This window comes from Candidatus Hydrogenedentota bacterium (assembly GCA_019637335.1).
Lineage (GTDB): Bacteria > Hydrogenedentota > Hydrogenedentia > Hydrogenedentales > JAEUWI01 > JAEUWI01.
In genome coordinates, this window is record JAHBVV010000004.1 from 37,425 (window position 1) to 49,568 (window position 12,144).

At 63.0% G+C, this 12,144-nt stretch carries 12 protein-coding genes; 6 read left to right on the forward strand and 6 right to left on the reverse strand.

Going from position 1 to position 12,144, the window contains the following annotated elements; all coding sequences use genetic code 11:
• The first annotated feature begins 179 nt into the window (after positions 1-179).
• Complete coding sequence (locus tag KF886_06905) at positions 180-497, forward strand: DUF2442 domain-containing protein (protein ID MBX3177068.1); 318 nt, start codon at positions 180-182, stop codon at positions 495-497.
• On the opposite strand, the gene KF886_06910 is transcribed toward KF886_06905, so the two are convergent.
• From KF886_06910 to KF886_06920, 3 genes are all read right to left on the reverse strand, one after another.
• Positions 456-911 (reverse strand): hypothetical protein, encoded by a 456-nt coding sequence (locus tag KF886_06910; protein ID MBX3177069.1) that lies wholly within the window; start codon positions 909-911, stop codon positions 456-458. The genes KF886_06905 and KF886_06910 overlap by 42 nt on opposite strands.
• The gene (locus tag KF886_06915; protein MBX3177070.1) at positions 912-2,216 is read right to left on the reverse strand and encodes an AAA family ATPase; all 1,305 of its coding nucleotides are present in this window, start codon (positions 2,214-2,216) and stop codon (positions 912-914) included.
• An 84-nt stretch (positions 2,217-2,300) separates the two neighbouring features.
• The gene (locus KF886_06920; protein ID MBX3177071.1) at positions 2,301-3,416 is read right to left on the reverse strand and encodes an exo-alpha-sialidase; all 1,116 of its coding nucleotides are present in this window, start codon (positions 3,414-3,416) and stop codon (positions 2,301-2,303) included.
• Between the two features lie 62 nt (positions 3,417-3,478).
• On the opposite strand from KF886_06920, the gene KF886_06925 reads away from it, so the two are divergent.
• Positions 3,479-3,775: a hypothetical protein gene (locus KF886_06925; GenBank protein ID MBX3177072.1), complete on the forward strand. Its 297-nt coding sequence runs from the start codon at positions 3,479-3,481 to the stop codon at positions 3,773-3,775.
• Here the strand turns inward: KF886_06925 and KF886_06930 are convergent.
• Positions 3,727-4,524, reverse strand: a complete 798-nt coding sequence (locus KF886_06930) for an enoyl-ACP reductase (GenBank protein MBX3177073.1) — start codon at positions 4,522-4,524, stop codon at positions 3,727-3,729. The genes KF886_06925 and KF886_06930 overlap by 49 nt on opposite strands.
• 271 nt (positions 4,525-4,795) lie before the next feature.
• On the opposite strand from KF886_06930, the gene KF886_06935 reads away from it, so the two are divergent.
• Positions 4,796-5,203, forward strand: coding sequence for a hypothetical protein (locus KF886_06935; protein MBX3177074.1), 408 nt, complete (start codon positions 4,796-4,798; stop codon positions 5,201-5,203).
• Here KF886_06935 and KF886_06940 read toward each other — a convergent pair.
• The gene (locus tag KF886_06940; GenBank protein ID MBX3177075.1) at positions 5,200-7,044 is read right to left on the reverse strand and encodes an ABC transporter ATP-binding protein; all 1,845 of its coding nucleotides are present in this window, start codon (positions 7,042-7,044) and stop codon (positions 5,200-5,202) included. The genes KF886_06935 and KF886_06940 overlap by 4 nt on opposite strands.
• Before the next feature lie 465 nt (positions 7,045-7,509).
• On the opposite strand from KF886_06940, the gene KF886_06945 reads away from it, so the two are divergent.
• Together KF886_06945 and KF886_06950 are read left to right on the forward strand one after the other, a co-directional pair.
• Positions 7,510-7,839: a hypothetical protein gene (locus tag KF886_06945; protein MBX3177076.1), complete on the forward strand. Its 330-nt coding sequence runs from the start codon at positions 7,510-7,512 to the stop codon at positions 7,837-7,839.
• 102 nt (positions 7,840-7,941) lie between these two features.
• On the forward strand, positions 7,942-9,234 hold the full coding sequence (locus tag KF886_06950) for a PQQ-binding-like beta-propeller repeat protein (protein MBX3177077.1): 1,293 nt from the start codon (positions 7,942-7,944) through the stop codon (positions 9,232-9,234).
• Between the two features lie 579 nt (positions 9,235-9,813).
• Here KF886_06950 and KF886_06955 read toward each other — a convergent pair.
• Complete coding sequence (locus KF886_06955) at positions 9,814-11,232, reverse strand: hypothetical protein (protein ID MBX3177078.1); 1,419 nt, start codon at positions 11,230-11,232, stop codon at positions 9,814-9,816.
• A 397-nt stretch (positions 11,233-11,629) separates the two neighbouring features.
• Here KF886_06955 and KF886_06960 point away from each other — a divergent pair, with 397 nt between their 5' ends.
• Positions 11,630-12,133 (forward strand): DinB family protein, encoded by a 504-nt coding sequence (locus KF886_06960; GenBank protein MBX3177079.1) that lies wholly within the window; start codon positions 11,630-11,632, stop codon positions 12,131-12,133.
• Positions 12,134-12,144 lie beyond the last annotated feature (11 nt).

Genomic DNA, 12,144 nt, shown 5'->3' on the forward strand with positions numbered 1-12,144 from the left:
CTTAGTACAGGCTACAGGATCGCGCGCGGCTTGTCAACCGGAAACATTCCAAGGGACTCCGCATGCCGTCGAGGCTTGACCGGCGTTCAAAGGAAGTTGGGCATTTCCGTCACGCCGCGCATCTGCTATTATTTATTGGGCTTTATACGCAACGTTATCAACACGAGGCGAGAATCAACATGTACAAAGTGATAGAAGTCATGCCGCAGGATGGATACAAACTCTTGTTGGCCTTTGATAATGGCGATAGCGGCACCGTCGATCTCGCACCCCTGGCGGGAAAGGGCGTTTTCGCCGCCTGGAACGATCCCGAGGTATTCCGCGCGGTCCAGATCGGCCCCTTGGGCGAACTCGCGTGGGCCGATGAGATCGACTTATGTCCCGATGCGCTCTATCTGGAAGCCACTGGGAAGCGTCCGGAAGATGTCTTTCCCGCAGCCCAATTTCATGCGGACCTACGTATTGGGATGCCGGTAGCCCGTCAGATGCTGGTCTAAAGACCAAATGTAAACAGGCCTGCGAGGATGACGGCGGCACATTCGTTCAAAGTCCTGGATGATCGAGAGATCGGCGAAAGCAACGCCCTGCATCGCAAAGTCGGGAAAATTCGCCAACCAGTCGCCCATGGCCGCATACGAATCGTAACTGATGGGGTTGAAGGGCGATTCGCCGGAAATTGCGAGGCCGACCTGCTTCACAAAACGCTCCGCGCACGTTCTCCGCTGTCGCCCGTCGCTGCTCTGTGCGATATGATTGCCCGTTTCAACTATCGTCGCGACGGGCAAGAATAGTTTTTCGCTGGCCTCGATCTTCCCCTTGAGTGCGGCGACAATCTCCCCGTGGCGCGAGCATTTTCCTGGAACTTTCAGGATTTCCACAAATATCGAGGTGTCTATCAGGCATATGCTCAATCAACCCCCTCCCAGGGCCTCCACCCATTCGAGTGCTTTTTCCTTGCGCTCCTTCGCCGTCGTAGGATCTTTAACAAAACTCTCCAGGATCCGGTCTGTCATGAGCCGGCCGATCGGCCCCCTTGCCACGAGCTCGGGAAATCGCTGGAGATCGTGGAGCTTCTTGATGCTGCTGAATCCCGTCTCCGGGTCGCGATAACAGAAAAGCACGTCTCCCAGCGCATCGTCCGGAAGGGCATCGAGCAGAGCAGGATTGTGCGTCGTCAACAGCACCTTCAGCCCCCTCTTCTGGGACACGCCTCGAATCTGATCGATCAACATTGACGCGCGGCTGGGATGCACGCCGTTATCGAGTTCCTCGATGACCACCAAGGAGCCCCGTTCCGCGGTCAGCAACGTCGCCGCCACCGCCAACACGCGGAGTGTCCCGTCGGAGAGCGATGCCGCATCGTGCGCGAGTTCCTTACCCCCGAAAGTCTCCACGAGCTTCACCATAACGTCGTTTCGTTCAGTCTTGATGAAGTCGATGCGGGCAATGTCCTGCTCGGGCAGGGAGCGGACGAATCCCAGTAGATCTTCTTTTTCCTGAGCCGTGTCGATGTTGCAGATCTGGAAAAGAACTGCGGAAAGATTCCTGGCATCCTCCTCCATCACGTTCGCCGAGATTTCGGCATAACCCCGCATACGGGCAGGGTTTGGATCGAGAAAGACAATCTTTTGAAGCGCCTCACGCAAATCGTTGGTCACTTCGGGGATCAATTCCCGCGATTTCTTGTCCGAATACCCAAAGCGGGCCGGCGTTTGAAGCTGATAAAATATAGCCTGCTTGTCCGTGCACGGAATGCGTGGTTTGTTGCCGCCGGTCTTGAAATTATTGTAGGCAACAGACACTTCATCCGTGTAGTCATTTGCCGTTTGCTTCAACTCATACAACGGCAGATTCGCATCGACGTTGTACAATCGCTCCGATACAAGCGTCAAATGCTGGCTGACAATGCCTATTCCCAGTGACAGAAGGGTCCAATTGTTGTTCCGATCATAGATTATGCATTCCAAAGCCATTTTCGCGGTTCCATGACGAAAAATGCCTTCGGCTTTGCCGCGAAACACGGAACCCGCCCCATTGATATCACGCTCAATATCATCCAATCGGCTTCCCTTGGCGAGGGACGAGAGAAGGCGAATCGCTTCGAGAGCATTGCTCTTACCCGAAGCGTTCGCGCCGATAAATAGCGTCAACGGCGAAAAGGACAGGGTGGCACTGCCGTAGCTCTTGAAGTCCTCCAGTCTGATTTCGCTGATCACAATCAACTCCCGAAGTTGCCGAAATGAACTCTGATTTACTCCAAATTATAGCACCATTGGGATTGCATGCGTTCATTCTAATGCCTACCCCACCTTCAGCGTAAACCACCGCAGCACGGACACGCAGTCTTCGTAGCACCAGAACGCGCCGTAGACCACGCGATCGTCCAGCTTCACCAGGCAGGGGGCGCCGAAGCGGAGTACGGCGAAGTTGTCGGCCATGTTGCCCGTGTTTGCGGTGAGTCCGGCGGCGCGCTGTCCCCAGATAGGCGTTGCCGTCTCGTTGACCCATTCGTCGCCGTCGAAGCGGCTGAGGTTGGCCCAGAGGCCGGGTTCGTCGGTGCGGCGGTAGACGCTGAGGACGCGGCCGTCGTCGAGGGCGATGGGGGTCATGGTCTGGCCCTGGAGGCCGGTGGATAGGGGCGGGGTCCAGGTGGCGCCGCCGTCGCTGCTGAGGGCGTACTGGTTGGGTCGGTCCGCCTTCGCGATGTCGTCGTATACCCAGGCATTGGCGAGGAGGCGACCGTCGGGCAGCGCGATGATCTTGGATTCCCAGAAGAAGGTACGGTTGCCGTCCTCGCGCATCACGTCCATGTAGCTGGACCAGGTCTGGCCCTCGTCTTCCGAGACCCAGCCCACGAGGCGCAGGCCGTTGGGGCAATTCCCGGCCCAATCAAACCACGTCGAGGTGCTCCACACCCAGCGGCCATCTGGCAGGACGTTGATGGGCGCGCACAGCTCAAATTCCGGCCCCTCCAGCGGCGGCGTCTGGCGCACGGGCGCGCTCCAGGTCTTGCCGTAGTCCGCCGAGCGCAGCAGCAGCACCTCGCCCGGCGCGAAACCCATGGTCTCCGGATTGGCCAAGCCATCATTGGGCAGGTGGCGCCGATCCTGGCGCACCATCATGGCCACGACCTTGCCGCCGCCCAGGGCGGTGATACGCGAGAAGTCCGACATCAGCGGGTGCGGCGGCCCGGGGTAGATGGGGCCTTCGTGGGTCCACGTTGCGCCGCGATCCGTGGAGCGGAAGACGTGCGTGCGGCAGTTGTGCGCCTCGAAGGCCTCGCCGAGCACCCCCGTGCAGAGGAGATCGCCGTTGTCCAGGGCGGCGAGGGACGGGAAATAAGCGTGGGCACTGCGGACGTGGGGCCGGGGGTTGCGGTAGATTAGGCTGGTGTCTTGCAGGGTGATGGACGGCATGGCGAGGCTCCGTGGCAGTTGACAGTTGGCTTTAGGCTTTAGGCTTTAGGCTGTAGGCTGTAGTGGACGTGGTGGACGCAGTGGACAGAGTGGACAGAGTGGACAGAGTGGACAGAGTGGACAAAGTGGACAGAGTGGACAAAGTGGACATAGTAGACATAGTAGACATAGTGTACATAGTGTACATAGTGTACATAGTGTACATAGTGGACGGTTTCCACCTCGTGCAACCTGTCCACTTCGTCCACAAAAGGCACACGCCCGGCTTGCTGCCGGGCGTGGGGGTAGTTTGTTCCAGGGCCTCTGCCGCCTACTCGGCGTCTTCTTCTCCGCTGAGCGTCAAGCCCATGATGTTGTAGCCGCAGTCGACGTGGTGGGTCTCGCCGGTGACGCCGGAGGCCATGTCCGAGAGCAGGTACACCGTGCTCTTGGCGACGTCTTCCTGGGTCGTGTTGCGGCGAAGCGGTGCGGTGTCGGCATTGGCCTTGAGCATCTTGCGCATGCCGGCGATGGCGCTGGCGGAAAGCGTGCGGATAGGGCCGGCGCTGACCACGTTGACCCGGATGCCCTGGGGTCCCAGGTCGTGGGCGAGGTAGCGGCAGCTTGCTTCCAGGGCGGCCTTGGCGACGCCCATGACGTTGTAGTTCGGGAGCACTTTTTCCGCGCCGTAGTAGGTCATGCCGACGATGCTGCCGCCGTTGGGCATGAGCGGGGCGGCTTCGCGGGCGAGGGCGACCAGGGAATAGGCCGAAACGTCCAGCGCCAGCGCGAAGTTCTTTCGCGGCGTCTGGACAAAGGGGTTCTTCAGGTCGTCGCGCTCGGCGAAAGCGACGGAGTGGATTAGGAAGTCGATCGCGCCCCACTTTTCCTTGATTTGCGCGAAAAACGACGCGATTTCCTCGTCTTTTGTGACATCGCATTCGAGCACATCGGCGCCGGGGATGGTCTCCGCCAGGGCGCGCACGCGCTTCTCCAGCGGGCCGAGGTAATTGAAGACCAGTTCCGCGCCGTGCGCGGCGCACTCCTGGGCGCAGGCCCAGGCGATTGATTTGTCGTTGGCCACGCCAAACACCAGGCCGCGCTTGCCGGCCAGCAGTCCTTCCGCCATGATTCCTCCTTGTATTTCGGTCATGCGCCCCCGGGATTGGACGCGGGGCCGCGATTTTTCGGGCAAAGGCGCGACCACCGGAGGGCCGGGGCGCGCGGGAATGCCGGAATCATAGCATTCCGGCGAATTCGGATCCCAACCGGCCCGGCGCCATGCGCGGGAGGATGATCCACTACGGAACGCGCGGCGCTTGTGCCGCCACGAAAAACGTGCGATACTGAATTCAGGATCGGCGCGTGACCGGTTTGATTTCCTCTGGAGGCAGCGCACTATGGAAAACGACAAGCTTATTCTCGCGATCATCCTGATTGTGATCGTGGTGGCGGCATTTCCGGTGGTCTACCCCATGCTGGTGGACAACACGGCGAAGCACGCCGCGACCGACGCCCAGAACCTGCAACGGATTCAGGACGCCGTCCGGAATTATGCAACACTGAAGGGGCATTACCCCGCCAGCCTGGCGGATCTTTCACCGGAGTTCATGGCGCAGGTGCCAAACACGACCGCGCGGAAGCCCTTCAACTACAACCCGCGGACCGGGCAGGTAAGCAACCCCGCGCCGTCGGAGGCGGACGGCGGCTCCGGGCAGAACGTGCGGGCGCGCGGCGGCGGTTCGGGCGTGCCCGCCTCCACGGACGCGTTCACGGGGCTTGGCGTGTCGCAGGAATTGAACTACTAACGGGCGCCTTCCGCCAGCGCGTCCGGGGTGAAATCCTCGCCCGGATTAATGAACTGGTTGCTCTCGAACTGGTACTGCCGGTCGTGTAGATCGCGGTAGCGCCCGTTGAGCGCCATGAGTTCCGCGTGGCTCCCCCGCTCCACAATCTCGCCATGCTCCAGCACCAGGATCTGGTCCGCGCTGCGGATGGTGGAGAGCCGGTGCGCGATCACGAAGCTCGTCCGGCCAGCGCGCAGGGATCGGAGGCCGTCCTGGATGTAGGCTTCACTCTCGCTGTCCAGGCTGGAGGTGGCCTCGTCCAGAATCAGAATGCGCGGGTCCGCCAGGATAGCCCGCGCGATTGCGATGCGCTGGCGCTGGCCGCCGGACAGCTTGACGCCACGCTCGCCCACGATCGTGTCGTAGCCCTTCTCAAACCCCATGATGAATTCGTCGCAGTGGGCCAGTTTGCTCACCCGCTTGATCTCTTCCAGAGGCGCGTTGGGCCTGGAGAAGGCGATGTTCTCGGCGATGGTCCCGTCAAAAAGGAAGTTTTCCTGAAGAACCAACCCCAGGTGCTCCCGGTAATCCCGCAGTTTGATGGAGGCCAGATCGCGGCCGTCTACGGTGACGCGGCCCGCCTTGGGCCGGTGAAAGGCCATCACCAGGCCGATGAGCGTGCTTTTGCCCGATCCGCTGGATCCGACGAGCGCGGTGGTGCTGCCGGCGGACGCCTCGAAGGAGACGCCCTTGAGTACGGGGACGTCCGCTGTATATTCGAAGGCCACGTTGTCGAAGCCGATATCGCCCCGGAGGTCGCCGGCGGGCTCGCGGGAGGCATCCTCATCGTCTTCGGTGGCCATGCTCCGGATCTCGCGGATACGATCGAGGCCGGCGAAGGCTTCGCTGAACTGCGTGGAGATATTCGCGATTTGCACCAGCGGCATGACCACCATGGCGACGAAGGCCAGGAACATGAACAGGTCGCCGGGGGTCATGGCGCCGGAAAGGACAAAACGTCCGCCGAGCATGATCATGACCGTGGCGATAATGCCGATGAGCGCGGTGGATACCGAGGAGATGGCGGAAACGCCGGTCACCGCGCCGGCGACATTCCGGAACAGGCGGTGGACGCCGCGGGCGAAGATCAGGTCTTCCCGCCGTTCCGCCGTGTAGCCCTTTACGACGCGCACACCGCCCAGCGATTCGGTCAGGCGTCCGGTCACCTGCGCGTTGAGTTCGCCGCGCTCCCGGAACAAAGGCCGCAGGCGGGCGAAAGCGTAGGCCATGCTGAACGCGAACGCCCCCAGCACCACCACGATTACCAGCGTCAGGATCCAGTTCAGCCAGAGCAGGACCGCGAGGGCAATAGCGGCGCCAAAAACGCCGCCGCTCACCTGCACCAGCCCGGTCCCGATCAGGTTCCGGATGCCTTCGGCGTCGGTCATGATGCGCGAAATGAGCACGCCGGTTTTGGTGGAGTCAAAGTAATGGACGGGCAGCCGGATCACGTGCTGCTGGACCCGCTTGCGCATGTCGGTGATCGCCTTCTGCGCCGCCACCCCGAGCACCTGGGACAGGGCGAACGTCGTGGCGGCCTGAATCAGGCAGGCGGCGGCCACGGCGGCGCCCAGCAGGAGCAGGAGGGAACCCGGCTCCGAAATGCCGAACAGCGGCTCCGTATGGGCGCCCGGGGCCAGGATGTTATCGACCAGGAACTTGGTGCTGCCCGGCGCCACCAGACCGCTCAGGCGATTGACTACGACCAGCGCCAGGCCGATCGCGATCCGCCTGCGGTGCGACCAGATAATGCCCCGGGCCTCCGCCCAGGAACTGGTGGTTAGGATGCCGCGCCTGGCCATGGGAACGTCCTTTCAATGGGATGATGTTGGGGATCGCGCGGGAAGTCGCCCGGCAATGCCCGCGCCGCTGCACGGGCCCTAGTATACGGGATGGACGCGCCAATTCGGAAAACGCCGAAGCGGAAGCTTGCGGCGCGCGAGGCATGCAATTCCTTTCGACCCCGCCACGGCGGTACAATAAGGCGGTCCGGAACGGCCCGCAGGGCAATCGCATTTAGACTTCCTTTACGGGCCGAGCGCCATTCGAACCACCTGCAATGTTAAGAAGGGCGCGTGTTGGAGCGCTGGCATTTCGCCCACGGCGAATCCCTGACCTTGCCGGCAGAGATGCCGGCGCTCCCACACGCTCACTTTCATTGATTCAAGGTTACGAATCGACTCAATTTTATACCCATATTCCGTGGTCGGGTTTACATGCGATTGCCCTGGAACGTCCCGGAATCCCCCCCTTGAAGGAGTTCTCCGATGAAAAACATCCCCCACCTCCTGGCGGCGTGCCTTGTGTTTCTGGCGCTCGCCGCCGCCATGTGCCCTCCCCGGTATGCGCATGCCGCGCCGCCCACCGGCAGCTTTCAGCTCGCCCAGGCCGACACCGCCCCGGCGGAAGAGGGCGCCGCCGAAAGCGCCTCGCAACCCGTGGAGGAGCTTCCGCGCATGACCAACAAACGCGCGGCCTACTGGGGCGTCGCGGTCATGCTGGCCACCAGCGCGATATTCGCCGGCTTCGGGCTGTACGCCATCTACCTTTCGCCACGCTCCCCCCGGAATCGCGCAAAGCCCGGCGGCGACGCGTAAGTCGGGGATGGTCCCGCACCCCGCCGATCCCGTACAATCGGGAATGATTGGGTAGCCGCGCGTTGGTATTGCGCACGCGCATAATTCCGGGAGTCGTCGGTTATGAGGTTGTGTTTGATACTTTTTCTGCTGGGCCTGCTTGTTTTCTGTCTCAGCCCGGTTGGAGCCGCCGATTCCTGGCCGGAGTTTCGCGGCCCGGAAGCCAACGGCCACGCCCCCCACGCCGCCGCGATCCCCACGCGCTGGAGCGAGACGGAAAACGTCGCCTGGAAGACGCCGATCCCGCTGAAGGGCTGGTCCACGCCGGTGATCATGAGCGGCCAGGTGTGGCTGACGACGGCGACGGAAGACGGCACGGACTACTACGCGATCAGCCTCGACGCGGCGACTGGTAAAATTCTTCATAACAAGCACCTGTTTCACGCCGACGATCCGGAGCCGCTCGGGAACAATGTGAATTGCTACGCTTCGCCGTCGCCGGTTATCGAGCCGGGCCGGGTGTATGTGCACTTTGGCGTGTATGGGACGGCCTGTCTCGATACGGAGACGGCGGAAGTGATCTGGCAGCGGACGGACCTGCCCTGCCGCCATTACCGGGGTCCGGGCTCCTCGCCGATCCTCTATGAAGACCTGCTTATCCTCACGTTCGACGGCATCGACCAGCAGTATGTGACGGCGCTGGACAAGCGCACCGGCGAGACCCGCTGGCGCACGGATCGCACGCGTACCTGGGACGATTACGACGAGAATGGCCTTCCGAAGCGCGGCGGCGACATGCGCAAGGCCTACAGCACGCCGGTGGTCGTCGAGCAGGATGGGAAGCCGCTCCTGCTCAGCGTCGGATCGTCGGCGGCGTATGGGTACGACCCGCGTTCGGGTGAGGAATTGTGGAAAGTCGAAATGGCGGGCTTTACCCCCTCCACGCGCCCGGTGTGGGATGGGGCGCGGCTTTTCACGGCGACGGGCTACGGCGCTTCGGAGCTGTGGGCGATCCGCACCGATGGCGCGGGCGACGCCACCGCCACGCATGTCGCCTGGACGCACGCGGGGCGCGACGTGCCGGAGACGCCCTCGCCGATTCTCGTGGATGGCCTGCTGTATACCGTCAGCAACCGGGGCGAAGTGTCCTGCCGCGAGCCGGAAACGGGTGAACTCCTCTGGACGGAGCGTATTGGCGGCAATCATATCGCGTCGCCCGTGTATGCGGGCGGCCTGCTTTGCTTCACCAGCACACAGGGCGTCACTACCCTGATGCGCCCCGGGCGTACGCCGGAAGTCGTGGGGACCAACACGCTCGACGAGGGCCCGATGGCGTCTCCCGCCATGGCCAGCGGGGCGCTGTATCTGCGGACGCCGGGCTATCTCTACCGGATAGGAAACACTTTAGCGGAATGATTCACGCACCGGTGTGAAAGCGTGTTTCGGTCAAGTCGGGCGTGAATCGAAGGATCGCGCCTTTCGGCGCTGAACACAGCCGGGACGGCTGTGCCACTTTCTTTTCGAGGTGATTTTGGTGGGGTCGGGGGATCTCGTAGGGGTGGGCTCGATTTGCCGCGGACTTGCTGAAGGTCCGCCGTGGCGGAATTGGCCGGGATCCTGTCGCGCCTTTCGGCGCGTTGGACAGCCGGGACGGCTATCCTACATTTGCGCCTTTCGGCGCCTGGACAGCCGGGACGGCTATCCTACATTTGCGCCTTCGGCGCCCGGACAGCCGGGACGGCTATCCTACATTTGCGCCTTTGGCGCCCGGACAGCCGGGACGGCTATCCTACATTTGCGCCTTCGGCGCCTGGACAGCCGGGACGGCTATCCTACATTTGCGCCTTTCGGCGCGTTGGACAGCCGGGACGGCTATCCTACATTTGCGCCTTCGGCGCCTGGACAGCCGGGACGGCTATCCTACATTTGCGCCTTTCGGCGCGTTGGACAGCCGGAACGGGAATCCGGCAGGTTGAGCGATTGAGTTACGGCGCATTAGCGGGCGCGGACTTCGGAAATCAGGCGTTTGGTGGTCTCCAGCATGACGCGCTCGACGTCTTCGGAGAAGAAGCCCGCCCGCGTGTCGAGATCGCGGCCCCAGAGGTAGGTGGTCACGCCGATGGTCTCGTGCCCGCCCTCCCGGACAATTTGCGCGGTGGGGACGTAGCCGAAGAAGTCATTGGCGTAGGCCGAGACCCACAACGGCAAGTCGGGCAGGTCGCGGTACAGCATCAGCGCGTAGTCCGCGACGACTTCGCTCGGCAGGCCGACCAGGATGAGGTCGTCCCCGAATCCCCAGGCGGCGATTGGCGCGCTGTAGTGCGCCGGGAGCGACTTTCCCGCCGCCAAAAGCCCGATCATGTGCTCGGCCATGAGGCGCTCCGTAGTCTTGCGGTTCGCATAGACCGCCAGGGTTTCAGCGTCCAGCGGCATCAGGGGGAGATCGGTCGTTTCATACGCCAGCCGCAGGGGGCCCTGGATCGGCCGCATTTCTCCGCCCAGCACGCGCAGGGCCGCATCGGCCAGGGCCCTCCCGTGTTTACGCACGCCCGGGATATCCGCGCGCGGCTCGGGGTTCGCATCCGCGCCGCACCCGCTCAGGAAAAGCACGGTCGCGCCCGTCTCGGCTTCCAGGAACTCGCGCGCATAGCCCGCGTAATCGCCGCTGATGACGTTGTGATCCGCCGTGAGGCCGGTGTTGTGGCAAGCGCAGCCCAGCGCAATCGCGAGGAGCTTGCCGCCGGCATCCAGCACGCGCAGCACCGGGACACGCCGGTCGGCCGGGCCATCGGGGTTGGGCTGCATCCAGACGTGGCCCTCGGGCGAGATAACGCGGCGGTTCATCGGGAAATCCACCGCGTCGCTCCCCCACGCCAACGTAGCCGGGGCGAGCTTTGACAGCGCGTCCAGCGCCACGGAAACGACCTCATCCTGCAGGCGCTTCGTATAGCGCACCACGTTCTCGGCGGGCATATCGTCAGGAAACGCGGCGTACGCCAGGTTGCCGTCCGGATCGGGGTTCAGGCTCATCAGCGGGCCGGTGTGGTTGTGCGAGGCGTTGAGCATGATCTGCCCGCGCGTCAGGCCGGTTTGCTGCATGATGCGCCGGCACGATTCCTCGAAGAACACCGCCTGAAAGCCCACCAGGTCGCCCGTGATCAACACGGCGCGCTTGCCGGCGTGATCTTCCAGGGCCAGCGCCTTCAGGTGGATCGGGGTATCGACCGCTTCGAAGGGTTTGTCGCGCCCGCCGTAGCCAACCAGGGGCACCGGAATGTCGGGTGTGATGTCGATGGTGGCGGCGCCGGCGCGCCATTCCGGGGATTCGGCGAAGCTCCACGACGCCAGCGCCAGTACGGCGGAAAGAAGCAGGAAACAAGGAATCAGGGGTCGATGTCTGGCGATGGGTTTCATGCCGCGCAGCATATCCCATAGCGGGGTGGTGGAAAAAGGTTGAGGATTGCATGCCGCTCCCCGCGTCAGGCATATTCCTCCAGGCATGAAGCGGGGGGGCATCCCGACCGACCTGGTTTCATTGCGCCGCGCCATCCGGCTTTCGTGTTCGACCTCGACCGGGACAGGCGCGCGCATTGCCGCCACCCGGGAGGGCTCGCGCCTCACTTGTTGGACGGCGGGTCACTCCGCGAAATCACCTTCTTCAGCGCGCACCCGTCCCTTCTCGGGCGTGGGGACCTACCGGCGCGCGGACGTCACGCGCATGCATCTCGATCCGGTTTGACTTCCCCGGGAGGGTTGCGCGAATGTATGGGAGCGCCGGAGGCGCGGCGCCAACCCCCGAGGAGTTTTTCCGATGAATAACACCCGCATGAGCGTCTACCTGGACTTGCTCGAGAGTGCGCGCAAGCAGACGCTTCAGACCCTGTCCGGCGTTCCCGAAACGCACCGCTTCAAGCAACTGCAGGAGGGTAAAGCCACGCCGCTCTGGCTGGCGGGCCATCTGGCGAATACGGTAAACACCGTTCTGCTGGTGTACACGCTCCAGCAGGATTCCCTGCTCAAGCGCGAGCAGGCGAGGCTCTTTGCGCCCGATTTTGTGGGTGGCGCGCCGCCGACCTCGAACCCCGAGGAGTACCCCGCGTGGGACGAGGTGATCGGCCTGTACAACAAAGCCTTTGACGCCGCGATTGCGGGTTTGCGGTCGCTGGACGACAGCATGCTGGATCAGCCGCTCCCGGGGAAGATGCGCGACGAGCTGCGGTCTTTTTTCAGCAGCGTCGGGGTTACGCTCGGGATCATGATCAGCCACGATGCGTACCACCGCGGCCAGATTGGGCTGCTCTCCAAGCTGCATTAACTCCGGGGGCG